Genomic DNA, 25,887 nt, shown 5'->3' on the forward strand with positions numbered 1-25,887 from the left:
AGTATGGTATTCACAAATTCAGGTATTGAAACAATCGTAGCTGAACAATCTTTAATCCAACATGTTATGAATAAACATGGTTTAGTTTTAGGGGGACATTGGGATTTCGAACGTGTAACTTATGATTTAAAATATGAATTATCTGAAGGTATTTATTATTTACGTATTCCAGGTTATGCAATTGATGGTGATGTGGGTGCACGCAATGCAACTTTACAAATGATGGACCCATATGTTGGTAAACATTATTATCCTACAGGTGTAGAATACGGTGAAGATGAAGTATTCAGTGAAGCATTAGTTGAGCACTGCAAACGTACTATCACAAGTATTTACAATGAAATTAAAACAATCCAAGCATAGTTTAATATGCTTTAAAGCGTGAACAAATTAATTTGTCTCACGCTCTTTTTCTTATCAATGAAGAGGTGATGTTATGGTAAAAAAATGGCTTAATAAACGAGTACTCACGATAGTATCACTGATTATCTTGGCTGTACTTTTTTTATATTTTATTATACCTATATCAATTCCACTTATTTCTGCACTTATCATCGCGTTGATGATTGAACCGTTCGTGAAAATGCTTGAGAAGAAAGTTGGAAGTAGAAAGTGGAGTGTAACTATCATATACTCTACTATCCTTATTTCAATTTTACTTTTTACATATTTCTTCCTAACAAAACTAATCGAACATATTATTCAATTTTCTAAAGATTTACCAAATAAAATGAATAATTTAATAGCAGTTTGGGACAAAATAGAAATAAAAATATCAAAAATGATTCCTGATAGTATTGCTACATCATTATTTGATGAAATTCAAAAATTCTTATTTTCAATACGTGATTCGATTTTAAATTATTTTAACGTAGAACGTATCACAGCTCTTGTAGCGAGCTTACCAGAGACCTTTATCTCTGGATTGGTGTTTTTAGTGGCATTATTCTTATTCATGCTTGAAATACCTAAAATACATCAGTTTATTAGAAACCATACGTATGACAAAACTTATAATAATACTGCATTTGTATGGAACCGTGTAACTTCATCTATTTTTGGAATGATGCGTGCAGCTGTTATACTCTCAGGTATTACTTGGTTCTTTACATTTATCGGATTATTATTTATTACACCAGAGAATGCACTTGTACTTTCATTTATCATTTGCTTAGTGGATTTATTACCAATTATCGGTGCAACGGGAATCACAATTCCTTGGGCAATTTATGCATACGTTACTGGTGATGTTGCTCTAGCTATTAAACTCATCGTACTATCAACATTTCTATTGGTACAACGTAAAGTATTAGAACCCAAAATTATGGGTAACGGTGTTGGACTCAGTCCACTACCTACTCTAATCGCTATGTATATCGGTCTGAAACTAATGGGTTTCGTTGGATTCTTCGTAGGACCAATAATACTCATCATAATACTTACAGTTTTTGAATCTGGTGCTATCAAAGCGAATATTAAAATATAAAAATGATCGTCTCAAATTGAGACGATCATTTTTTAAAATCCTAAAACAGCTTTTATTACAGATGTAGTTTCTCCTCCATGATAAAAAACATAAAGTAATAAATAAACAGCAACCCCAGTAATCGCAGTAAAGAACCATATAATAGAAGTAATCGGTCCTAACTTTCTATGAATATTTAATTTATCTTTCAATCCAGTATATAGGTTAATAATTCCCATTACAGCACCAATTGTTGCAAGTGTAATATGAAAGATTAAGAAAACCGTATAATATACTTTAATATCATCTGGACCACCAAACGCTGTATTTCCAATAAAAATAGTTCTAGATGCATAAATAATAAAGAAAATCGTTGCTGCAACGCCAGCAGCCATCATTACTTTTTTATGTGCCTCAATATTGCCTTTTGCAATTAGGTACCATCCAATTGCTACTAAAATGGCACTAATTACGATAAATGTCGTACTGATTGTTGGTAAGATTGGTAAATTCATAATTTCCCCCTATTCAAACTTCTTAAAGTAAGCATCTTGCTTTCTTTTTTCTTCTAAACTTAAACGTGTGATTTCTTCAGGTGCCAATCGTTCTGAACGTGACCAATTAACGAATACATAATAAAACATAAAACCAAAGAATATCTCTTGCATTACTTTCATGATAACTCCACCGGTTTGTTGGTCATCTTTCGGTGTCATATTTGTAAAATATTGCGGACCGCTTATCCCTGAGTTCGCTAATACATCAGTAAGTGTACCCGTTGGTACGCATAAACTCATCGCACTCATCCAAGCTTCTGGATCAGTATATGTTTTATACATTGGATGTTGTGCAAATATTATTAATCCACATGATGGTGTTAATAGTACACCAATACCGAATATATATCCCAATTTCATTAATCCAGATAATTGTTTTTTATCTTTCTGATTAAAAATTGGATACCACATTGTAAATGCCGTAATAGACAATAAAATCGTATAAAGAGAATGTGGTGTAGCATTTTGTTTTAAGAAATCCAAAACAATTGGCAAATGGTACAACGAAAATAATCCATTGAATGTTATAAGCGCTACTATTGGTCTTGTCATCAAAGCAAATATAGGTTTTATATATGGCATATTGATAACATAATCAATGAGATAATTTGGAATCGCAAAAAATAATAATGGTATCATCAATAAAAAAATCACAGCCATTTGTAACATATGAAAACTAAAAATGATATGACTCAATAAATCAATTGGTGCACCTTTCATGATATAAAGCAAAATCATTAGTACAACAAACAGTACACCCTCAGATTTTTTTAACGGTCTTCCTCCGGGTATATCTTTATACCATTTCATAGTAATTAAGAAAAAGACTATGGTTGCAAATATAATTGCTACTAAAAAAAACGGACTCCAGTTTGCTAAAAACCCAAATATCGAGATAGATCGAATACTACCCATTCTTTAAATCACTCCATTAAATATACTGACCCTATTATAACGTAAATTATGACAATAAAGTGTATATAAATTATCAAACTTTTGACGAAATAGTGATAAAAAAAGAGATTGTCAAAAATTTATTAAAAAAACTGAGACAAAAGTCTCAGTTTTTATTGTTACTATTTTTTTAATGGTTCACCTATCCAAGTAATATATAATGCCATTGCTACAAAAGTACCAGCAATAAATAATCCTGAAAGCATCATTAATTTTGCTACTTCATGTCCTGAATGTTTCATATGCATAAAGTAATAAAATTGTAGAATAACTTGAATTAAAGCCATTAATAATATTGCTGGAATAACAAATTCTTTACTTAATCCTGCCGCTACCATTGCAAAAGCAACTAGTGTTAAGAAAATCATAACTGCAAATGTTGTTACTTGCATTCTCATTTCTTCAGTTCTCATTCTTTTTTCATAGTTATAACGTTCTTGATTAAACTTTAAGTTGTGATTAGTTTCATTTGACATTATCCTAACACCCCTAACAAGTAAACTACTGTGAAGATGAATACCCAAACGACATCAATGAAATGCCAGTATAAAGCGGCTGTATTAAACTTCGCAGCGTTGTATACACTTAATCCACGTTTCATATTACGTACAATTAATAGAATAATCCATGTTAAACCTATTATAACGTGGAATCCGTGTGTTCCTACCAAGAAATAGAAAGATGAACCAAATGCACTTGATCTAAAAGTATGACCTTTATGAATATATTCAGCAAATTCATAAATCTCTAAACCTAAGAATCCTAACCCTAATATTACAGTAACAATAAACCAAGTAATCATTTTACCGAAGTCATAGTTTTTCATGTGGTATAGTGCGTAAACACTTGTCAGTGACGAAGTTAATAATAACATCGTCATTACAAATGCTAATGGTAAATGGAATAAATCTTTAGCCAATAAGTGATCTTCACTTGGAACATGATCTTTAAGCGCTAAATAAGTTGCGAATAATGATGCGAATAATGCAGTCTCACCACCAAGGAATACCCAGAAACCTATTAACTTATTTTTACCTTCCATAGAAGCTGTTTCAGGATGACTTGGCCATCTTTCAACGGTCATTTTTTCTTCATGATGTGCCATTATTTAACACCTCTTTCGTACTCAATTAACTCTTCTTTTGTAATATGGTAGCCATGATCATCTTTAACAGAACGAGCAATCATAGAACCAGCAGTAATTGCTAAACCTAATGCTAATACAAATGGAGCCCAAGGTTGCGTAGGTAAATCTTTAACTGCATCCAATGCCCATTTTTGTCCGTCAGCAAAGTATAATGCACCAAATGCTGCTACAAATAATCCGAATGATTGCATAAACGGTAAGATAGAATTGTTAGGCATATGTACATCACCTAAAGATTCAGCCGGTAAGATTTGACCATTGCCAGTTTTCTTTTCTAAATCAAATGCATCCAAACCACGAACAAGCGGTGTTTGAGCAAAGTTGTAGAATGGTACTGGTTGAGGTAATGACCACTCTAAAGTACGTCCGTCACCCCATGCATCGCGACCAACTTTTGGTGCTTTTGCTGTTGTAATAATAATGTTGATTAATGTGATAATAACGGCTACTGCCATTGTTAAAGCCCCGATTGTAGATACTAAGTTAAATGTATCGTAACCTTGTCCTGGTAAGTAAGTGAATACACGTCTTGGCATACCCCATAATCCTAAGAAATGTTGCACTAAGAATGTTAAGTGGAAACCTAAAACGAATAGGACACATGCAATTTTTCCTAATTTTTCACTTAAAATCTTACCGAACATTAATGGCCAGTAGAAATGTAATCCTGCAAGTAATGCGAAAACAACCCCACCAACGATTACATAATGGAAATGCGCTACGATAAAGTAAGAATCATGATACTGATAATCAGCTGGAGCTGATGCTTGCATAACACCTGTTACACCACCCATTACGAATGATGGAATGAAAGCTAATGCATATAACATTGGCGTAGTAAACTCGATACTACCACCCCAAATTGTCAATAACCAGTTAAAGATCTTAACACCTGTTGGAACTGCAATTGCCATTGTTGCAACAGCGAAAATTGCGTTAGCTGTTGGACCCATACCAACTGTAAACATATGGTGAGCCCAAACCATGAATCCTAAAAATCCGATTAATACCGTTGCAAAAACCATTGCTGAATAACCGAATAAACGTTTTCTTGAGAATGTTGAGAAAATCTCAGAAAAAATACCGAATGACGGTAATATTAAAATATAAACCTCTGGATGTCCGAAAATCCAGAATAAGTGTTCCCAAATAATTGTATTACCACCTTGTGATACTACAAAGAAACCTGTACCAAACATTCTATCGAAAATTAACAAGAATAATCCAATAGTAAGTGGTGGGAATGCAAATACGATTAATACTGATGCAATAAACGTAGTCCAAGTTAATAATGGCATACGCATATATGTCATACCCGGTGCACGCATATTCATAATTGTAACTATGAAGTTAATACCTGCAATTAATGTACCTGCACCAGATATTTGTAAACCTAAAGCATAGAAGTCAATCCCATGACCTGGTGAAGCTAATGATAAAGATGCGTATGATGTCCAACCAGCATCAGGTGCTCCACCTAAAATCCATGATAAATTTAAGAAAATTCCACCGAAGAAGAATAACCAAAAACCTAATGCATTTAAGAATGGGAATGCTACGTCACGCGCACCAATTTGTAATGGTACCGCTGCATTCATAAATGCGAATAATAACGGCATTGCCGCTAAGAAAATCATCGTTGTACCATGCATCGTAATAATTTGGTTAAATAGACCTGCTGAAACAAAATCATTTTCAGGAACAGCAAGTTGAATACGAATAAACATCGCTTCAATACCACCCATGGCGAAGAATAATCCACCCATGATTAGATATAATATAGCAATCTTTTTATGGTCAACTGTTGTTAAATACTCCATAATTAAACCACGTTTTTTTTGTGTAGCCAATTGTGTAACCTCCCTTTATTTATTACTCTTCAACTTTACGTTCCATTAAATATTTAGCTAATGCATCGATGTCAGAGTCTGATACTTTATATGCACCAGTCATTTTATTACCTGGTTTGTATTTTTCAGGATCTTTAATCCATTTTTTTAAGTTTTCTTCATTATGTTCCATAACACCGGCAACAGTTGTTCTTTCTCCAAATGTTGTTAAGTTAGGTCCTTTTGCGCCTTTACCTGTTGGTGTTACAGCATGACATCCTTGACAAGATTGTTTGAATACTTCTTCACCTTGTTTAGCGTCAGTAGTAGCAACTGGTTTCTTTACATCTTGCATTTTTGAAACCCAAGTTTTGAAATCATCTTTAGATAATGTCTTAACTTTGAAATCCATTAATGCATGTGATGGTCCACATAACTCAGCACATTTTCCGTAGAACATATTTTTAGCATCTTTAGCTTTTTCGCCATCAAATATTAGATAAAACTTATTAATGTTTTCTACGTTAGTATCCATTTTTCCACCCACTGCTGGAATCCAGAACGAGTGTTTTACATCAGCAGAATGTAATTTAAAGTAAACTTTAGTATCTGTTGGTACAACTAGTTCTTGACTCGTTACAATCTTTTGGTTAGGATATTCAAATTCCCACCAGTAAAGATTTGCTGTTACATCAACTACGATTTCTTTATTGTTTCCTTTAGCATCTACTTTATCCATCGCCTTAGTATCTGCTAACTTAAAAGTAAGCATCACTGTTGGAATCGCTAAGATAATAAGTAATAGAATAGGAATACCAGTCCAGATAATTTCTAATTTATGATTACCATGAACGTCTTTCGGTACAAAATCTTCTCCAACTTTACTACGTCTAAATTTGATAATCGCTAAAACAAAAATAATAACAACTACTACGATTACAAATAACATGATGTATACAGCTAACATCATTAAGTTGAATTGATCTTTTGCAACTTCCCCTGCTGGACGTAAAGCAGAAAGATGTGGTTCACCACAACCCGCCAATGTCATTAATAATAATGAAATTAAGCCCATCAACTTCACATTTTTAAAATTGTTTTTCATTTAATTCTAACCCCTCTTTCACCATTCATAATCAAATCATTTGAATTAATGTAACTACCACAATCATAACAAAAAATATCATCAAATAGTTCAAAGAATAGATAAACATTGACATCGCCCATTTATTCTCTTTAACATTTGACTTAAATCCAGATAGAGCTAATAATAACCAACCAAGATTTAAAATTGTTGCAAGCACTATAAAAATAGTTCCGAGCTCATCCATTAAAAATGGTGTTGGTAGAAGTAAAGCAACCCAGAATAACATTCCAAGTCTAGTTCTAGCAAAACCTTTAACAGATGGTAACATTGGTATACCTGCTAACGCATACTCATCTTTACGTTTAATCGCAAGCGCATAAAAATGTGCTGGTTGCCATATAAACATAATTACGAATAACATCCAAGCAACTTTTGAAAGATTAGGATCAATTGCGGCCCAACCTACTAAAGGTGGTATTGCCCCAGGAAAGCTACCTATTATAGTATTAGACACTAAATGACGTTTAGACCAGACAGAGTATAACACCACGTAACCAAATATCCCTAAAAAGCCAATGATACCCGTCTCTACATTTATCATGAAGAGTAATACTTCTCCAATAAACATCAATAAAAAGCTTAATTGGAATATCGCTTGTGTACCAATCTTTCCAGTAACACTCGGTCTATTTTGTTTACTTGGCATTATGCTGTCAATATCTTGATCATAAAAGTTATTTAATGCACAACTTCCTGCCATAATAAGTGTAGAGCCAATCAGCATCGTTAATAGTTCAGGAATGCTACTTAAAAATGAACGCTGTGTCATCATGATTGCAATAAATGCACCCGCAAACGTTGGAATCAAATTTCCTTGAACGAGACCAAGCTTGATAACTGCTTTAACATCTTTAAATGTCAATCGCGATTCATCAATTGATTTGACGCTTTTTAAGGTTTGTTCATTTTGCATTTTCACCCTCCTTTAACAATACTAAAGCATATAATAACAATAATATATGAAAACTGTCACATTTTCTATACATTTTCGAAATTAAATTGTGACATTTTTCTTTTTTGTGTCTTTCTAAATAATTCACGAATGTGACACATTTACATTGAGGTTAGATTGTTATACTATATCTTAAGTATATACTGAAGTTGCAATGTAATAAAGTTTACATTTACACTTCACGTGGATTATGACAATTAGAGGTGAAGGTATTTGTTAAAGGAAAAGAATTTAAAATGGCTATCATTGTTTACGACACTACTGATGATACTTGTTCAAATTGGTGGTGCACTCGTAACAAAGACCGGATCAGCTGATGGCTGCGGAAATAGTTGGCCACTCTGTCACGGTAAATTTGTACCTACACATATTCCAATAGAAACACTAATCGAACTAGCACATCGTGGTGTATCGGGATTGGCACTTATTTCAGTTACATGGCTTGTAATACTTAGTATTAAATACATTGGACACAAAAGAGAGACTAAATTTTTGTGTTGGATGAGCATTGGTTTTATTTTTGCACAAGCATTGATTGGAGCTGCAGCAGTAATTTGGCAACAAAACGGATTTGTATTAGCTCTACATTTCGGCATTTCACTTATTAGCTTTAGTTCAGTGTTTTTACTCACACTTTTAATTTTTGAAGTAGACCAGAAGTTTGATGCGACTAAACTTGTTATTCATTCTCATTTGAGAAGACATACTATAGCATTAACAAGTTTTATTTACATTGTTATTTATAGTGGCGCACTTGTTCGTCACGAGAAAGCTAGTTTAGCTTGTTTGAGCTGGCCATTATGTAAACAAGGTCAGATTGGGTTGCCTGAAACATTCTTTGAATGGGTGCAAATGAGTCATCGAACGTTAGCATTTATTTTATTTATTTGGTTAAGTTACGTTGTATTCCATGCAGTAAAGAATTATAGCCAGTATCGAGTTATTAAATATGGTTATTTATCTGCATTCGTATTAATCTGCTTACAAATATTAACTGGTGCTTTATCGATTTTTACAATGCTTAATCTTTACATAGCATTATTACACGCATTATTTATTACATTATTATTTGGATTATTATGCTACTTTATTCTTTTGATATCACGCGCAACACAAAACTGACCTGCCAATTTTGGCAGGTCAGTTTTATTTTATAGCATTTAAGCTTAAGAGATTTCAATTAATAAATCAGTTGTTTGAATACTATCACCTGTTTTAACATAAATCTTGTCTATTGTTCCACCAAATGGGGCTTGTATTGTTGTCTCCATTTTCATTGCTTCAGTAATTATTAATGCTTGACCTTTCGAAACTGTATCGCCTTCTTTTACTTTTACTTCTCCTACGGTACCTGGCATTTGTGCTCCAATGTGGTTTTTATTTTTTGGATCTGCTTTTGGTATCGTAGCAAGGCTAGGCTCTACGTTAGTATCTTTAACGTAAACTTTACGACTCATACCATTAAAGTCGAAGTATACCCATCTAAATCCATCCTCATGTACATGACCAACACTAATTAATTTCACAATTAATGTTTTACCTTCATCGATTACAATTTCTACTTTTTCATTTTTACGCATGCCATAGAAGAATGTAGGCGTATCAAGTAATGATATATTTGCGAACTTTTCATTCGTTGATACATATTGTTCATATACTTTAGGATATAAAGCATAACTGATAATATCTTGGTCAGTAACTGGTTTCAATTGTTTTTCTTTCAGTTCTTCTCTTAAACTATCAAAGTCGACTGGTGCTAATAATTCACCCGGGCGAACATTAATACTTTCAATATCTTTTAATACTACCTCTTTAAGTGCTTCCGGGAAACCATTAGCTGGTTGACCGATATCACCTTTAAAGAATGATACAACTGATTCTGGGAAGTCTAAAGTTGCTCCGCGTTCAATTACTGTCTTTTCATTCAAATCATTTTGAACCATATACAGTGCCATATCTCCAACAACTTTAGATGATGGTGTAACTTTTACAATATCTCCAAACATCAAATTAACTCGGCGGTACATGTCCTTCACTTCACTGAAACGATCGCCTAGACCTAAACTTTTTGCTTGCATTCCTAAGTTAGAATATTGTCCACCAGGCATTTCATGTTTATAAATTTCAGTGTGTGGCGATTTAATATCACTTTCAAAATCTTTATAATAGTGACGCACACCTTCCCAATAATGTGATAATTTCTCCATACCATCAATATCTGCTTTCATTTGACGTGCTTTACCGTTTAAACCATAGTACAAGGTGTTTGAGCTCGGCTGACTCGTTAACCCACTCATGGCACCTAAAGCCGTATCAACTACGTCTACACCCGCTTCTATCGCTCTAGAATAAAGCATTACACCATTACCACTTGTATCATGTGTGTGTAAGTGAATTGGCATATTCACTGTTGCTTTTAATTCACTTACAAGTTCAAATGCTGCTTCTGGCTTTAATAGACCTGCCATATCTTTAATCGCTAAAATATGGAATCCTTCGCGTTCCATTTCTTTTGCCATCTTTTTATAATAATCTAATGTGTAAACACTTGATCGCTCTGGATTTAATATATCTCCTGTATAACAAATTGCCCCTTCTGAAATCTTACCAGCTTTAAGTACTGCCTCATTCGCAACTTTCATTTGGTCTAGCCAGTTGAGTGAATCGAATATTCTAAATACATCAATCCCTGCTTTGGCACTTTCTTCGACGAATTTTTTAACGACATTATCTGGATAGTTTTTGTACCCAACTGCATTGGATGCACGTAACAGCATTTGGAATAAAACATTTGGTACTGCCTTACGTAGAAGTTCAAGACGCTCCCAAGGATCTTCTTTTAAGAAGTTATATGCTACATCAAATGTTGCACCACCCCACATTTCTAATGAGAAACTGTCTTTTAAATAATGACTTGTCATCGGTGCAACCTCCAATATATCCTTGGTTCTCACACGCGTTGCAAGTAAAGATTGATGTGCATCACGGAATGTTGTATCTGTAATTAATACATCTTTTTGATCAAGTAACCATTGTTTAACATAATCTGGACCATGTTCATCTAATAATTGTTTCGTACCTGCTTCAGTATTTGATTCCATTTTTTCAAGATATAAGGGTTCAAAGTTTGGTTTTTCTTTCTTTTCTACGCCGGGGAATCCATTAACTGTAACATTTGCAATATATTCTAATGTTTTTGTACCTCGGTCACGTGGTGTTTTTAAATTAAATAATTCAGGCGTTTGATCGATAAAATTAGTCGTATAGTTTCCACTTACAAACTCAGGATGCTTTACAACATTAATTAAAAACTGCATGTTTGTCTTGATACCACGAATACGCATTTCACGTAAAGAACGAATCATTTTTTCTTCTGCTTGTTTAAATGTAATCGCTTGTGTTGAAATCTTTACGAGTAACGAATCATAATAAGGTGATATTTCAGCACCTTGGAAACCATCCCCGGCATCTAGACGAACACCAAAGCCGCCCGTTGAGCGGTATGCCATAATTGTACCTGTATCAGGCATAAAGTCATTCAATGGATCTTCGGTTGTTACACGGCATTGAATTGCATATCCTAATGTAATAATATCTTCTTGGCGAGGCATTGCAATTCGTTCGTCATGCATGTTCTCACCATCAGCAATTAAAATTTGTGTTTTAACAATATCAACACCCGTTACCATTTCTGTAATCGTATGTTCAACTTGAACACGTGGATTTACTTCAATAAAGTAAAATGCATCTCCACTCACCAAAAATTCAACAGTACCTGCATTCACATAACCAATTTGTTCCATTAATTGAACCGCAGCATCACAAATACGCATCCTTAAATCATCAGTTAAACCTACCGATGGAGCAACTTCAACTACTTTTTGATGTCGACGTTGTACAGAGCAATCACGTTCAAATAAATGTACTAAATTGCCGTGAGTATCTCCTAAGATTTGCACTTCGATATGTTTCGGTTTGTCTATATATTTTTCTAAATAAACATCAGCATTTCCAAATGACTTTAAGGCTTCAGATTGTGCACGTTGATATGCCTCTTCTAATTCGTCCTGACTGTTTACAATACGCATTCCTTTACCACCACCACCAGAAATGGCTTTAATGATTATCGGAAACCCATATTGATCTGTAAATTGTTTCACTTCATCAAATGAAGTAACAGCATCTTTCGTTCCCGGAATAATAGGTAAATTCGCAGACTGTGCAGTTGCACGTGCCTTTACCTTATCCCCGAACATGTCTAAATGTCTTGTTTCAGGTCCAATAAAGATGATGTCTTCTTCAGCACATCGTTCTGCAAAAGTCATGTTTTCACTTAAGAATCCGTATCCAGGATGTATGGCATTCGCACCACATTTTTTCGCAATCTCAATGATACGTTCGATATGAAGATAACTTTCAGTTGGGCCAATGTCTTCGCCTACTAGATAAGATTCATCTGCTTTATATCTATGCAATGAGCCTTTATCTTCTTTTGAATAGATTGCTACTGTAGGAATTTCAAGTTCTGTTGCTGCACGAAAAATTCGAATAGCGATTTCTCCACGATTTGCTACTAATAACTTTTTGATGCGATTCATACAATTTCCTCCCTGATGTGTGATGATATACATATTTATTATATACAAACTGAATACTAAATTATATTCTTATCCCCAAGTATACATAAAATATTCATATGTGTCATACTAACAATCTATTAAGCCATACTTAATGTTACTTAAATTTAGTATGATTTTATTCAAAATAAACACCCCTAAAGTTGAATTTTAAGGTTCAACTTTAGGGGTGCACTTCATATGACACATGTATTTTTGTAATCGTATTCACTATGTTGAATATTCTTTAATGTTCAAGGGACTTCTTTTTGACATCTTTAGCTGCCATTAATAGCAACCCAACAGATATTGATAAACTCAATAGACTTGATCCTCCGTAACTTAAGAAAGGTAAAGGTACACCCGTCAATGGAATTAACCCAGAAATCCCCCCTAAGTTGATAAACGCCTGAATACCGATATAACTTGCAACACCAACACAAATTAATTTATAAAATACTGTTGTCGCAAGTGCTGCGTACATAAAACCTTTATAAACGATAAAGAATAATAAAGTAATTATTACAATAACTCCAATTAAGCCTAATTCTTCTGCAATAACCGCAAAAATGAAGTCAGTGTGAGGTTCTGGTAAATATCCTAACTTCATCACACCATTACCTAATCCTTTACCAAATATACCTCCATTACCAATGGCCATAAGAGAATTCGATAAATGATAACCAGCACCCGATTCATCTTTAAAAGGATTCGCCAGGACTTCAAAACGCTGCTGTTGGTGCGTTGCTAAAAACGTACCTGTAATGAAATATTTCAAAGTCATAATCACTACAACTGATCCTGTTACTAGACTTATCATAATCATCATTGCACGAAAAGCTATTCCAGAATATAAGAATATACATCCAATAATCATAAAGATAATCATTGTAGATCCAAAGTCATTCTGAATGATAACTAATCCTGCACAAAAACCAACAAGCACAAGTGGTGCAATAATATCCCAGCTCATTTTTTGTAAATTTTCTTTTTTATCATAGATATATGCCAAGTAAATAATAACAACGATTTTTAAAAGTTCTGATGTTTGAAATTGCATAAATCCTAAGTTTAACCAACTTGTTGCGCCATTAACCTCAACCCCAAATAAACGTGTAAATAGAAGAAGTATCATTATCGCAATGATTGAAAATTGTTGGACACGTTTATTCTTAATAATCTTAATTGACATAAAATAGGCCATAAAAAATACAATACCAAAACTCAATACTATTGTAACTAGCTGTCTGATATAAAAATAAGAAGCTCCGACTGGTCTTCCACCTGTCAATGTTCCTCTAGTTGCTGCCACCATACTAGCACTATATATCATAACTAACCCTATCAAAACAAGTGCTACATAACTTAAAAGTAAGGGAAAATCCACATACTTTGTATATTCTTTTATGTAATTGATAAAATTTCTAATGTGTTTCAAACGAATCCGCTCCTGAAAATAAAATTAAGTCTAAAGCAAACGCTCTAGACTTTAGACATTTGTGAAGGCATCATGTAATTTAGATAATTCTTTCTCGAGAGCAGATAATATCTTCTTACCTTCTTCTTTTTCAATTAATCCAATACGTGTTGCAAAATCAACTTCACGACTTAATCCAAACATTTGCGTATCTAACACCTCTTCATATAGAGGACATTGTGGCATTGTTAAATTGTCCATTTGCACTTTAATCAACTGCAAAATCTTTTCTGCATCTTGATTGAGTTGGTCATATGCCTTTTGCTTAAATTGTAAATTATTACTCATAGCATACACCCTCATTTCATTATTCTTATACTTTAAAATTCTATATGACAAGTCCTTAAAAATCAAGCATTTACTAATATAGAATATGGTATTATAAATGAGAAAGGGTGATAATATGATTATACAAATTAAAGGGAAAGTAAAATTCAATATTACATTAGATCCTTCAACTTTTATATTTGATGATCGAAAAGTTGAATTGGAACAATTAATGCAAGGGAAGTCTTCAGGGGAAGAAGAAATCACTTTCCAAGATAATTATGAATGGAATCGTGAAATTTTAGAAGGCGCTTCTAAACCTCCAACGCTTGTTTCAGAAAAGAAATTCAAGAAACAAGAATTATTAGAAGGCACATTTTTAATGAATATGCATTCTTTTATTATTAATGCAGAACCTGATAATGACGCATCACACGTAGAACTCTCAAATGAAAATGAAAAAGTACAAATTACTCTACAAGAATTAAAGGGGCTATACTTCCAATTTTCTAAAGAAGGTAAACGATTGTATGAAGATGGCATGGTAGATGCATATTTAAAAAATGATGATTTAAAGTTACTTTTAGCACATGTGACAGGCATTAAATTAGTTTAAGATATTATATATTGGTAGATAAACATAATAAACAAGCTTAAGACATTAAAGTCTTAAGCTTGTTTTTCTTGACGCTCTTTATGCAATCTATAACGATACAGTCCAAGTACAATTGCTGCAATTATTAAACTTTCTCCAACGGGTAAGAACACCGCAAGGAAATTCAATATAATACAACCTAGGAATAACAGAATATATATGACCACGTTTTGCCAAAGTTTTAACTTTCTTGCGAATCCTAAATTATAAACAATCGCACTTAATATAAATATCGCTATAAGCAGATACCACATCCCTGTTTCTGGATGTTTATCAACTGCAAAGAGTTTAGCAAGAAATGACATCCTTTGCTCTGGATCTACGCTTACTTGCGCATTTCCGATCATAAAATTCATCGATTACTCCTCCTCTTGCATTGCTGCTTTCACTTTCTTTTGTTCTCTTTCACGCTGAGATTTATCTAATGTTTTTTTTCTTAAACGAATAGATTCAGGTGTAACTTCAACTAATTCATCATCGTTTAAATATTCTAAAGCTTCTTCTAATGTTAAATTTCTAGGTTTCTTCATTGTCGTCGTTTGCTCTTTTGTCGCACTACGGATATTATTTGCTGCTTTAACCTTAGTAATGTTAACCGTTAAGTCATTATCACGTGAGTTTTCACCAACAATCATACCTTCGTAAACTTCAGTACCAGGCTCCATGAAGTTAACACCACGATCTTCTAATGCTAAGATCGCATAAGTACTAGCAACCCCTTTGTCCATTGATACTAATACACCATTACGACGGCCACCGATACGACCTTTTAATAATGGACGATATTCATCAAAAGTATGATTTAAAATACCGTAACCTCGAGTCATAGACATGAATTCAGTACGATAACCGATTAATCCACGCGCAGGCACATTAAAGATTAATCGTGTGTGTCCACTACCACTGTTCACCATATCAACCATTTCACCTTTACGTGTTCCTAATGATTCGATCACCGAACCCGTATTTTCTTCTGGCACATCAATTTGAACACGTTCGTATGGCTCATATTTCTTACCTTCTATTTCTTTAACGATAACTTCTGGTTTAGAAACTTGTAATTCGAATCCTTCACGACGCATATTTTCAATTAAGATAGATAAATGTAATTCACCGCGACCTGAAACAGTCCAACTATCTGGCCCAACTGATTCAACACGTAATGATACATCTGTTTCAAGTTGTGATTCTAAACGGTCTTGAATATTTCTAGCAGTTACAAATTTACCTTCTTTACCAGCAAACGGTGAGTTGTTTACTGAGAAAGTCATTTGTAATGTTGGCTCATCGATACGTAAAATTGGTAACGCTTCAGGTGTATCAACAGGTGTTACTGTTTCACCAACGTTGATGTCTTCCATACCTGAAACTGCAATCAAGTCACCCGCATAAGCTTTTTCAATTTCAACACGTTTTAATCCAAAGAAACCGAAGATTTTTGTAACACGGAAGTTTTTAATTGTACCGTCAATCTTAATTAATGATACTTGTTGTCCAACTTCCATCGTTCCACGGAATACACGTCCAATACCAATACGTCCTACGTAGTCATTATAATCTAATAATGCCACTTGGAATTGTAATGGTTCTTCACGATTATCAACAGGTGCGGGCACGTAATCAATAATTGTTTCGTATAAACTTTGCATATTCTCATCTTGTGTCGCAGCATCTAAACTTGCTGTACCATTAATTGCTGAAGCATAAACAACCGGGAAATCTAATTGTTCATCATTTGCATCTAATTCAATAAATAAGTCGTATACTTCATCTAATACTTCTTCAGGACGTGCTGAAGGTTTATCTATTTTGTTGACAACAACTACTGGTTTTAAGTTTTGTTCTAAAGCTTTCTTTAAAACAAAACGCGTTTGAGGCATTGTACCTTCATAAGCATCTACAACTAAACAAACACCGTCTACCATTTTCATGATACGCTCAACTTCACCACCAAAGTCTGCATGTCCAGGTGTATCTAAAATGTTGATACGCGTACCTTTATAATCAATTGCAGTGTTCTTTGCTAAGATCGTGATACCACGTTCTCTCTCAATATCATTTGAATCCATTGCACGTTCTTCAACGTGCTCGTTTGAGCGGAAAGTACCTGATTGTTTTAATAATTCATCAACTAAGGTAGTTTTACCGTGGTCAACGTGGGCGATAATTGCAATATTACGAACATCTTCTCTAAAATTTGTCATGTTTGTTTCCTTTCTTAATCGAACTACAGTTTATTATGTAACTGTGATATTATATCATATTATGAGATAATTATATATCGATAAATTTTAGATTCAAATACTAAGGGGTGTTTAAAGTGAAAAAAAGTAAATTACCATTTTTATTGTTAGCGGTATTCGCCGTATTTATGCTTATTTTATTTAGTGTCGGATTAGCCGAATTAAATTATTCACTAATTATTATATCAACTGTTTTATTTATCGTTACATTCGGATACGGCTTTACATTAAAAAGTCAATACCGCAAAAATAACTGGTTATAGAAATTTCCTAAACTGCAAAGAAACCTTTGCAGTTTTTCTATTTTTTTTTAGCAAAATTGAATTATTGTATTTAATTTTGATCAAATATTCAATTGTTGCATTTTGCACACAATTTAAATACGTAATATAGTATCCCTGTAAAATAAAAATTTAAAGGAGATACGTATGATATTAAAGCAAAGAGAAAAAAATAAACATTTAGCATATTTAGAAGCGCTTGAAGGAAGAATTGAATTTAATCAAACTCAACTCAACAAACTCAGTGAATTACGTAACATTGAGCAACTCGAAATAGAATTTGAACAATATATCAACCACATTAATCAAGATGTCTTTGATATTATTTGGCAATTTAATTACTCCGATTATCATGTTGATGCTACGATAAATGTAATATTAGTTTCTGAATCAGCTATTTATTTATTTAAATTAAATAAATACGTAGGCTTACATTATGTTAATAGTGAAGGTATACTTTGTAATTATTATACTGAACAACCTCAACTTGATTTATTGCAACTCAACTGTGTAAAATATTCGATTTATGCTATTTTAGATGAGAAATATAAACATTTACCAATTTATATAAAATGTGTGTGTATGGATGACTCCTTTGAATTAGATTCTCACACTGATCAATATCCATTTTTATTCCATTACGATATCATGCCATATATCAATAAAATTAATCAAACAAATAAAAAAAAAGTACTCACTATAGCGAGTACTTAATCCAAGCACATATTGAACCGATATTCATAAAAAAGATTCCTTATCAAACAGGAATTATCTGTCCTGAATGTAAAAAAATCAATCATGTTGTCAAACATAAATCCCTCGTTTATTGCGAAAGTTGTAGGAGTATTCATAAAATAGAAGACATATTCGAAGCTACACTTAAAAGTTATATATACATTACAGATGATAAAAATGTTACTAAATCTAAAATACAAAAATTTTCGAATTATTTCTTTTCAAACTATCAACTTCAAAAGTTATTTCCTATAACTGTTAAACAACAAATACGTAGTATTATCGTTTAGAAAATGCACCTTGATGTATATATTCTAACTCATTTTTATGTGGTGCTAAATATTCATTTAAGATCTCTTGATGTAACATTTTGTTACCCACTACAATTGAATTAGCCGTTAATAAATTAAGGGGTTGACCAAGTTGATTTGTTACAATGCCACCTACCTCTTCAACAATAATTAACCCTCCTGCAAAGTCCCAAGGATGTAAGCGTAGGGTCACATACGCATTTATTTTATTTGATGCTACATATGCAAAGTCTAAAGCTGCTGAACCGTAGCTTCTCGCACTGCGTGAAGCTTTAACGATTGGAATATATATGTCACGTGTGAAATCTTTCGTTAACCAATTTGGATTCATTGAGATAATTGATGTACTTAATGGTGTATCATCAATCATATTAAGCTTCACACCATTTTTATATGCACCATGACCAGCACATGCTTCAAATAATATGTCACGCATCACATCATATACGACACCTGCATATTTCTTACCATCAATAAATATACCGATAGATATAGCAAAGTTCTCTTGTTGATGAACAAAGTTTAATGTCCCATCAATCGGATCAATAATCCAAATAACTCCATCTAATTTTTCAATATCTTTACCACTACCTTCTTCACCTATAATTTTATGCTCAGGGTAAGCTAGTTGAATGCGTTCAAATAAAAATTGTTCAGTTGCTTTATCCATATTCGTCACTAAATCATTTGGATTAGATTTCGTTTCTATTTCTAGAGGTTCATTAAGTTGATTGCGAATATTTTCTCCAGCCTGCAATGTAATATCTTTTAAAAATTCATAAAGTTCCATTTACATTCCTCCTGTTTCATTTATTATACACAAGAACATTTGTATGCAAAAATGTTTTAACTTCAGACACTATAGTGTATTGTAGTAATTAATATTATGCACAAACTAATTTATAGATGAGGTAATTATGATTAAATATACTTTTACAAACAAAGATTTTGACGTATTTAAAGTCGAGGGGCTAGCATCACGAATGGAAGTACTAATTGAAACAACACGTCCAAAATTAGAGAATCTCGGTGATCATTTTAGTAAATATTTAAGTGAACAAACAGATGAGACATTCTATCCTCATGTTGCTAAACACTTAAGAAGAAAAACAAATCCTCCGAATGATACATGGGTAGCCTTTTCAACAAATAAACGCGGTTATAAAATGTTACCGCATTTCCAAATTGGATTATTCGGCAGTCATGCATTTGTATTATTCGGTATTATTTATGAATCACCTGATAAAGTACGTATGGCCAGTAAATGGAAAAAACAAATTAAAACAATTCAATCTTTAGATAATGATTATATTATAAAAGGTGATCATATGAAAGAAGATTATGATTTCATTAAAAATATACAAAAAAAAGATATCGATGCATATATCAATCGACTTGTGGATGTAAAAAAAGGAGAATTAATGTTTGGAAAAGTCTTTTATCCTGGCGACGATGCATTAAAGTCTGATAAGTCATTTATTCAGGCAATAGAAAAAACTTACTTTGATTTACTACCGTTATATCAATAATAACAATAAAAAAACGCCCTAAGGCGTTTTTTTATTGGTTACGATTATTATAGTTTTCACGACGTTCGTCAACAGCATCTTTTGTTTTATCTACATAAGTTACTCTATCACGATCACCATCAAAATTATTATCAAATGAATCAGCATTATTTGATGCATTATATTCATGATCAACATTCGTATGATTCTTTTGATCAATGACTGTATCTCTATCAGATTCCACAGTTTGATTGTTATAATTTACTTCACGTTCGTTTGCATCATAAACATATTCATTATTACGTTCACGTTCGATATTTTCATCACGCTCAACATATTCAGGTGCAACATTACGCTTTCTGTTAACTGTTTCTACTTCACGACTATTGTCATAATAATCATTGTTAGTAATAACTTTATCTTTACGTGCAAATAATAAAATTGCAGCAATAAAGAAGAATAAAGGAATGAAACCTAAAATGAAAGTTAAGAATAATGGTGCTGTTAATAATCCGGCAAGTAATAACATAATTCCTGCCAAAATACGTTTTTTCATTTTAAGCAAACCAATTAATCCAAATAATAATGGTAAGATTGTATATGCTACGATTCCCCAAACACCTTTAATCATCATTGGAACTACTTCATCCACAGACATGTTCGCATCATTTAATGATTTTTGGAATTCTGGATTCTTGTCTAACTCGGTGTTAAGCACATCTTTTAATTGAGCAATGAAATCTGGATTGTTTCCATTCACTAATAATTGATAAAGACCAAAAATTGATAATCCTAGAAGTGGTAACCAAGCTAACCACCCAAAGATTTTTTCTGGAACACGACTTACGGGTTTTACTGTTTGCGTATACTCTCTACGACTCATATGTTCATCTCCTTATAACTGTATTTAAGTACTATATACCCCTAATAAACATATATAAGCATGAATTAGCTAGAAAAATCATAAAAAGCTCAATCCAAACTTTCTTTAATTTAGTTTAGACTCATTTTGAATCTTAAAAACAATTCATTATAACGTTTAATATTCTCGAAACCTAAATCTTCATATACTTCAAGTTTCTCTTGTAGTGCTTTATTAGGATAGAAACGTTCATCTTCGCGTATTTCTTTATCTAACAGTTTATAACTTTCAGCGTTAGGTGTAGCATATCCAACCCACTCTGTATTCTGCTTACCAATTTTAGCATCTAATAAGAAGTTGATAAATTTATGTGCACCATCCACGTTCTGTGCTGTTTTCGGTATGACAATATTATCAAACCATAAGTTCGAGCCTTCTTTAGGAACGACATAATCTAAATTCTCATTTTCAGTCATTATATCAGCTCCCATACCACTCCAAACGACTGCAACATCCGCTTCTTTTTGTACCATCATCGTGTTAATTTCATCACCAACAACACCTTTTACATTAGGTCCTAGCTTTTCAAGTTTTTGCTCTGCTTCCAGAAGTTTATGAGGATTTGTTTCGTTTAAAGACTCACCCATACTATTAAGTGATAAGCCTAAAGCTTCACGTGCTCCATCTACGATTAACACATTATTTTTGAGTCGAGGATCCCAAAGGCTCTCCCAACTAGAGAAATCTATCCCTTTAGTTTTATCTGGATTGTATAAAATACCAACAGTACCCCAGAAATATGGAATTGAAAATTTATTTCCTTTATCAAAATCTAAATCCATAAAATCAGGATTAATATTTTTTAAGTTAGGTAATTTTTTATGATTAATTGGGATTAATAATTTTTCATCTTTCATTTTTTGAATCGCATATTCACTAGGTACTGCTATATCGTAATGTGTTCCGCCATTTTTAATCTTTGCGAGCATCGATTCATTTGAATCAAATGTCTCTAAAATAACACGAATTCCGTGTTCTTTTTCAAATGTTTTCAATAACTCAGGATCAATATATTCTCCCCAGTTATATACATATAGAATATTTCCTTTTCCACTTTTAGGAGGGGGATCGATAAATTTTGTAGAGAAAAGTAAAAGTACAGCGACAACAAGTGACGTAATGATAAGTTGCATTAATTGTTTCATTTCACAACACCCGCCTTTACTTTTCTTTTCTTCTCTTGATTATTTGAGATAAAGTAATATATAAGAATAATCGTCATTACAAGCACGAATAGCAATGTGCTAATTGCATTAATTTCCATTGAAATTCCTTTACGAGCCATAGAATAGATTTCTACTGATAATACGCTAAATCCATTTCCTGTAACGAAAAAACTTACTGTAAAATCATCTAAACTATACGTTAAAGCCATAAAGAAACCTGCGATAGCACCCGGTAATATTTGTGGAATGACAACTTTTGAGATTGTTTGGTATGTGCTTGCCCCTAAATCATAACTAGCATTTATCAGTGATTGATTCATATCGTAAAGTTTCGGTAATACTAATAACACGACAATCGGCACACAAAATGCAATATGTGAAATTAATACTGACCAAAATCCTAGTCCCATACCAGTATAATGTCCAATTACTGTAAATAATATTAAGAATGATGAACCAATAACAACATCACTACTCACCATTAATATGTTATTTAATGTAAGTAAACCAACTTTAATTTTTTTATTGCGCATATAGTGAATACCTAATGCCCCACAAATTCCGATAATCGTTGAAATACTTGCTGCAATTAAAGCAACAGCTAACGTGTTTACAATGATGACCATTAATCGTTTATTTTGAAACACAGATATATAGTGATCTAAAGTAAATGATTTAAAGTGATTCATATTGCCAGCCGAATTGAATGAATAATACATTAAATAGAATATAGGGAAGTATAAAATGAAAAGGGCAAATGCTAAAAATATTTTTGATTTTAATTTCATTTGATACCCTCACTTCCCTCTTTCGACTTTGTAATAATCATTACAAACGCCATTGCCAAAATTAAAAATACAGCAATTGTTGAACCCATTCCATAGTTTTGTGTTACTAAAAATTGTTCTTCTATTGCTGTTCCTAAGTTAACTACTTTATTCCCGGCAATTAATCGAGTAATCATGAATAAACTTAATGCTGGAATAAAAGTTACTTGAATCCCAGTCTTAACACCTTCCCATGATAAAGGCATAATTACTTTTTTGAAGGTCGTCATTTCAGTTGCCCCTAAGTCTCGTGATGCTTGTAATAAATTTTCGGGAATAGCATTCATACTATTGAATATCGGTAATATCATAAATGGAATATAGATATAAACAGAAACAAAAATAAATGCCGTATTAGTAAATAACAAACTTGTAGATGGTAAATGCATCCAGTTTAATAAATCATTAATTGTACCTTGCTTACTGAAAATACCGATAAAAGCATATGTCTTTAATAGTAAATTAATCCAAGTCGGTAAGATAATAATGAGTAACCAGAACTGTTTATTCTTTGCTGTACGTAAAACCATTGCAATAGGATACGAAATTAATAAGCAAAGTAAAGTAATAATTACAGCATACCAAATTGAACTAAGTGTCATTTTAAAATAAGACATTGAAAAGAAATCTTTATAATTATCCAAAGTAAACTGGCCACTATTGTTTGTAAAACTTGTGTAAAAAATCATCACTACAGGCGTAACGATAAAAATGACAATCCAAATCATATAGGGTATCAGAAAATATTTTTTTGCTTTTTCCATTTTACACCTCGTATGAATCTATACGTGCATCAAATTCTTCTTCAGTTTCACCAGGTAACATAATATGAATTACTTCCTCATCGAATGTTAATCCAACACGTTCTCCTGGATTAGCACTTCTTGTTGATTGGATTATCCATTCATTGCCTGCTTCATCGTAACAACAAATTTCATAATGAACGCCTCGGAATAATTGTGAATCTACTACTGCTTTTACTTTGCCTAGTTCTGTTGACGTTATCTCAATATCCTCTGGACGAATAACAACATCGACTTTTGCATTAGGTTTAAACCCTTTATCAACACATGGGTATTCCTTGCCATACATTTCAACTACATAATCACGCTTCATAACACCTGAAACGATATTTGATTCTCCAATAAAGTCTGCAACGTATCGGTTTATAGGTTCGTCATAAATATCTATTGGCGTTCCACTTTGTTCGATTTTGCCTTTGTTCATAACAAAGATATAATCACTCATCGCAAGCGCTTCTTCTTGATCATGCGTAACAAAAATAAACGTCTTACCTAAGCGTTGTTGAATTTCTCTTAATTCATATTGCATTTCTGTTCTTAATTTTAAGTCAAGGGCTGATAATGGTTCATCAAGCAAGATGACTTCAGGTTCATTAACAATCGCACGCGCTATTGCCACACGTTGACGTTGTCCACCACTCATATCTTTAATTTCACGTTGTTCAAATCCATCTAGTTTAACTAACTTTAGAGCATCCATCACTCTCGTTTGTATTTCGTTATTATTTACTTTTTTTATTCGTAATCCATATGCTACATTCTCGAACACATTTAAATGAGGGAATAACGCATAATCTTGAAACACTGTATTAACACGTCGTTTATTTGCAGGAATATCATTCATTCGATTACCTTCAAAATAAATATCACCTGTCGTTGCTTTTTCAAAACCAGCAATTAATCTTAATATCGTTGTTTTACCGCAACCAGAAGGGCCAAGCAAAGTATAGAATTTACCTTCCTCGATTTCAAAATTAATATTATCTAGTACTTTATTTTCGCCGTATGATTTAGATACGTTGTTAAATTGAATAAAATCTTTCATGACACACTCCTATAAATATGATTCAGTTGCAACGATTAATACGCGTGCATCTTTTTTATATTTGTTAAATAACTGATGTGATTCATTTGCTTTAAAATAAAAGCATTCACCTCGTCGTGCAGTATACTCTTTTCTTCCTATTCTAATACTTGCAGTACCTTCTAATACATAGATAAAACTATCTGAAAGGCTAGGTTCAAACTTTTTATACTCTGAATCAGATTTTAACGTAATAATAACAGGTTCCATGTCAAATTCATTTGAATCGGGTACCAACCATTGGATTAAATAACCATTATCGTATTCATCATAAAATGTTTGTTCTGATTTAGGATAATAGATACGTTGTTCATGCATTTTTTCATTGAAGAAATCAGAAGGTTCTGAGCCAAGTACTTCTAATATATTGAAAAATGTTTCCATCGAAGGTGAACATAAATTACGTTCTAACTGCGATATATACCCTTTTGATAAATCAGTACGTTCACCTAATTCTTCTTGGGTTAAGTTTTTTTGGCGTCGTAAATCTTTTATTTTTTTACCAATATCCATGAATTCACACCTTAGTTTAATAGTTGTAAACAATTTGTTTAGAAGCATATTTAATATAGCAGAAAAATTTATAGAAAACAACAGTAATACTAAATTTATTGTTTAAAACTACATCTTAAAAGATTTTTCATTGTTAGCTTTTGATTCTTTATAACGCTTCGTTACTAGATAACTATCATACGTTGAAACTTCTTTAAATGCTTTATAAATCTTATTCTCGTCTGATTTCATTGGTGCAACTTTTTTAAACGCTTTATATACCACATCATAATCTTCCGTGTTCACTTTTGATTCATAAGCATCTTCAACTAATGCTAATAAATTTACTACTGCTATTATTTCTTCTTGTGACCATTCTGGATCAATTGGATAACTATAATTCATATCTATTTCCTCCGTTAAAAAAAGCACTATTCATCTCTGAATAG

The 25,887-nt window shown here is 32.7% G+C and carries 27 protein-coding genes; 7 read left to right on the forward strand and 20 right to left on the reverse strand.

Translation table 11 applies throughout. From position 1 onward, the window contains the following. Window positions 1-3: 3 nt before the first annotated feature. Both ACMGE9_RS01440 and ytvI read left to right on the forward strand, forming a co-directional pair. Window positions 4-363 (forward strand): YugN family protein, encoded by a 360-nt coding sequence (locus ACMGE9_RS01440; protein WP_414043480.1) that lies wholly within the window; start codon window positions 4-6, stop codon window positions 361-363. Window positions 364-436: 73 nt separating this feature from the next. Beyond that, a complete protein-coding gene (ytvI, locus tag ACMGE9_RS01445) occupies window positions 437-1,486 on the forward strand; it encodes a sporulation integral membrane protein YtvI (RefSeq protein ID WP_414043481.1) in 1,050 nt (349 codons plus the stop codon). A 32-nt stretch (window positions 1,487-1,518) separates the two neighbouring features. Here ytvI and ACMGE9_RS01450 read toward each other — a convergent pair whose 3' ends face one another. From ACMGE9_RS01450 to cyoE, 7 genes are all read right to left on the reverse strand, one after another. Further along, entirely contained in the window at window positions 1,519-1,980 is a 462-nt protein-coding gene (locus ACMGE9_RS01450; protein WP_414043482.1) for a DUF420 domain-containing protein, read from the reverse strand. A gap of 9 nt (window positions 1,981-1,989) precedes the next feature. Continuing rightward, window positions 1,990-2,937: a cytochrome c oxidase assembly factor CtaG gene (ctaG, locus tag ACMGE9_RS01455; RefSeq protein ID WP_414043483.1), complete on the reverse strand. Its 948-nt coding sequence runs from the start codon at window positions 2,935-2,937 to the stop codon at window positions 1,990-1,992. Window positions 2,938-3,098: 161 nt separating this feature from the next. Then, entirely contained in the window at window positions 3,099-3,452 is a 354-nt protein-coding gene (locus ACMGE9_RS01460; RefSeq protein WP_414043484.1) for a cytochrome C oxidase subunit IV family protein, read from the reverse strand. Further along, on the reverse strand, window positions 3,452-4,081 hold the full coding sequence (locus ACMGE9_RS01465) for a cytochrome c oxidase subunit 3 (protein WP_414043485.1): 630 nt from the start codon (window positions 4,079-4,081) through the stop codon (window positions 3,452-3,454). The genes ACMGE9_RS01460 and ACMGE9_RS01465 overlap by 1 nt, the downstream gene beginning before the upstream one ends. Further along, on the reverse strand, window positions 4,081-5,943 hold the full coding sequence (locus ACMGE9_RS01470) for a cytochrome c oxidase subunit I (RefSeq protein WP_414044427.1): 1,863 nt from the start codon (window positions 5,941-5,943) through the stop codon (window positions 4,081-4,083). The genes ACMGE9_RS01465 and ACMGE9_RS01470 overlap by 1 nt, the downstream gene beginning before the upstream one ends. 52 nt (window positions 5,944-5,995) lie before the next feature. Further along, window positions 5,996-7,057 carry a cytochrome c oxidase subunit II gene (gene coxB, locus ACMGE9_RS01475; RefSeq protein ID WP_414043486.1) on the reverse strand — a complete coding sequence of 354 codons (1,062 nt, stop codon included), beginning with the start codon at window positions 7,055-7,057 and terminating at the stop codon, window positions 5,996-5,998. Window positions 7,058-7,088: 31 nt separating this feature from the next. After that, window positions 7,089-8,012, reverse strand: coding sequence for a heme o synthase (cyoE, locus tag ACMGE9_RS01480; RefSeq protein ID WP_414043487.1), 924 nt, complete (start codon window positions 8,010-8,012; stop codon window positions 7,089-7,091). A 252-nt stretch (window positions 8,013-8,264) separates the two neighbouring features. Here cyoE and ACMGE9_RS01485 point away from each other — a divergent pair, with 252 nt between their 5' ends. Further along, window positions 8,265-9,173, forward strand: a complete 909-nt coding sequence (locus tag ACMGE9_RS01485) for a COX15/CtaA family protein (RefSeq protein ID WP_414043488.1) — start codon at window positions 8,265-8,267, stop codon at window positions 9,171-9,173. A 44-nt stretch (window positions 9,174-9,217) separates the two neighbouring features. Here ACMGE9_RS01485 and ACMGE9_RS01490 read toward each other — a convergent pair whose 3' ends face one another. The 3 genes from ACMGE9_RS01490 to ACMGE9_RS01500 form a co-directional block, all read right to left on the reverse strand. Next, window positions 9,218-12,649 carry a pyruvate carboxylase gene (locus tag ACMGE9_RS01490; RefSeq protein WP_414043489.1) on the reverse strand — a complete coding sequence of 1,144 codons (3,432 nt, stop codon included), beginning with the start codon at window positions 12,647-12,649 and terminating at the stop codon, window positions 9,218-9,220. Between the two features lie 265 nt (window positions 12,650-12,914). Beyond that, window positions 12,915-14,105 carry an FtsW/RodA/SpoVE family cell cycle protein gene (locus ACMGE9_RS01495; RefSeq protein WP_414043490.1) on the reverse strand — a complete coding sequence of 397 codons (1,191 nt, stop codon included), beginning with the start codon at window positions 14,103-14,105 and terminating at the stop codon, window positions 12,915-12,917. 51 nt (window positions 14,106-14,156) lie between these two features. Beyond that, complete coding sequence (locus tag ACMGE9_RS01500) at window positions 14,157-14,432, reverse strand: YlaN family protein (protein ID WP_414043491.1); 276 nt, start codon at window positions 14,430-14,432, stop codon at window positions 14,157-14,159. A 118-nt stretch (window positions 14,433-14,550) separates the two neighbouring features. On the opposite strand from ACMGE9_RS01500, the gene ACMGE9_RS01505 reads away from it, so the two are divergent. Further along, window positions 14,551-15,027 carry a hypothetical protein gene (locus tag ACMGE9_RS01505; RefSeq protein WP_414044428.1) on the forward strand — a complete coding sequence of 159 codons (477 nt, stop codon included), beginning with the start codon at window positions 14,551-14,553 and terminating at the stop codon, window positions 15,025-15,027. Window positions 15,028-15,080: 53 nt separating this feature from the next. Here the strand turns inward: ACMGE9_RS01505 and ACMGE9_RS01510 are convergent, their stop codons facing one another. Together ACMGE9_RS01510 and typA are read right to left on the reverse strand one after the other, a co-directional pair. After that, window positions 15,081-15,422: a YlaH-like family protein gene (locus ACMGE9_RS01510; protein WP_414043492.1), complete on the reverse strand. Its 342-nt coding sequence runs from the start codon at window positions 15,420-15,422 to the stop codon at window positions 15,081-15,083. A 3-nt stretch (window positions 15,423-15,425) separates the two neighbouring features. Next, window positions 15,426-17,270 (reverse strand): translational GTPase TypA, encoded by a 1,845-nt coding sequence (typA, locus tag ACMGE9_RS01515; protein WP_414043493.1) that lies wholly within the window; start codon window positions 17,268-17,270, stop codon window positions 15,426-15,428. A gap of 116 nt (window positions 17,271-17,386) precedes the next feature. Here typA and ACMGE9_RS01520 point away from each other — a divergent pair, with 116 nt between their 5' ends. Together ACMGE9_RS01520 and ACMGE9_RS01525 are read left to right on the forward strand one after the other, a co-directional pair. Continuing rightward, window positions 17,387-17,572 carry a DUF5325 family protein gene (locus ACMGE9_RS01520; RefSeq protein ID WP_414043494.1) on the forward strand — a complete coding sequence of 62 codons (186 nt, stop codon included), beginning with the start codon at window positions 17,387-17,389 and terminating at the stop codon, window positions 17,570-17,572. A gap of 165 nt (window positions 17,573-17,737) precedes the next feature. Then, window positions 17,738-18,304, forward strand: a complete 567-nt coding sequence (locus tag ACMGE9_RS01525; protein ID WP_414043495.1) for a hypothetical protein — start codon at window positions 17,738-17,740, stop codon at window positions 18,302-18,304. A gap of 300 nt (window positions 18,305-18,604) precedes the next feature. Here the strand turns inward: ACMGE9_RS01525 and ACMGE9_RS01530 are convergent, their stop codons facing one another. Further along, window positions 18,605-19,426 carry an inositol monophosphatase family protein gene (locus ACMGE9_RS01530; protein ID WP_414043496.1) on the reverse strand — a complete coding sequence of 274 codons (822 nt, stop codon included), beginning with the start codon at window positions 19,424-19,426 and terminating at the stop codon, window positions 18,605-18,607. A gap of 127 nt (window positions 19,427-19,553) precedes the next feature. Between ACMGE9_RS01530 and ACMGE9_RS01535 the strand changes: the two genes are divergently transcribed. After that, window positions 19,554-20,165, forward strand: coding sequence for a YktB family protein (locus ACMGE9_RS01535; protein WP_414043497.1), 612 nt, complete (start codon window positions 19,554-19,556; stop codon window positions 20,163-20,165). A gap of 31 nt (window positions 20,166-20,196) precedes the next feature. Here the strand turns inward: ACMGE9_RS01535 and ACMGE9_RS01540 are convergent, their stop codons facing one another. The 7 genes from ACMGE9_RS01540 to ACMGE9_RS01570 form a co-directional block, all read right to left on the reverse strand. Continuing rightward, window positions 20,197-21,027: a DUF4064 domain-containing protein gene (locus tag ACMGE9_RS01540; protein ID WP_414043498.1), complete on the reverse strand. Its 831-nt coding sequence runs from the start codon at window positions 21,025-21,027 to the stop codon at window positions 20,197-20,199. A gap of 110 nt (window positions 21,028-21,137) precedes the next feature. After that, window positions 21,138-22,211: an ABC transporter substrate-binding protein gene (locus ACMGE9_RS01545; RefSeq protein ID WP_414043499.1), complete on the reverse strand. Its 1,074-nt coding sequence runs from the start codon at window positions 22,209-22,211 to the stop codon at window positions 21,138-21,140. Next, a complete protein-coding gene (locus tag ACMGE9_RS01550; protein WP_414043500.1) occupies window positions 22,208-23,020 on the reverse strand; it encodes an ABC transporter permease in 813 nt (270 codons plus the stop codon). The genes ACMGE9_RS01545 and ACMGE9_RS01550 overlap by 4 nt, the downstream gene beginning before the upstream one ends. After that, window positions 23,017-23,823 carry an ABC transporter permease gene (locus ACMGE9_RS01555; RefSeq protein WP_414043501.1) on the reverse strand — a complete coding sequence of 269 codons (807 nt, stop codon included), beginning with the start codon at window positions 23,821-23,823 and terminating at the stop codon, window positions 23,017-23,019. The genes ACMGE9_RS01550 and ACMGE9_RS01555 overlap by 4 nt, the downstream gene beginning before the upstream one ends. A gap of 1 nt (window position 23,824) precedes the next feature. Continuing rightward, window positions 23,825-24,907 carry an ABC transporter ATP-binding protein gene (locus tag ACMGE9_RS01560; RefSeq protein ID WP_414043502.1) on the reverse strand — a complete coding sequence of 361 codons (1,083 nt, stop codon included), beginning with the start codon at window positions 24,905-24,907 and terminating at the stop codon, window positions 23,825-23,827. 9 nt (window positions 24,908-24,916) lie between these two features. Beyond that, the gene (locus tag ACMGE9_RS01565) at window positions 24,917-25,459 is read right to left on the reverse strand and encodes a helix-turn-helix domain-containing protein (RefSeq protein ID WP_414043503.1); all 543 of its coding nucleotides are present in this window, start codon (window positions 25,457-25,459) and stop codon (window positions 24,917-24,919) included. Between the two features lie 108 nt (window positions 25,460-25,567). Further along, window positions 25,568-25,843, reverse strand: a complete 276-nt coding sequence (locus ACMGE9_RS01570) for a UPF0223 family protein (protein ID WP_414043504.1) — start codon at window positions 25,841-25,843, stop codon at window positions 25,568-25,570. Window positions 25,844-25,887 lie beyond the last annotated feature (44 nt).

The organism is Macrococcus animalis (genome assembly GCF_047425875.1).
Lineage (GTDB): Bacteria > Bacillota > Bacilli > Staphylococcales > Staphylococcaceae > Macrococcoides > Macrococcoides animalis.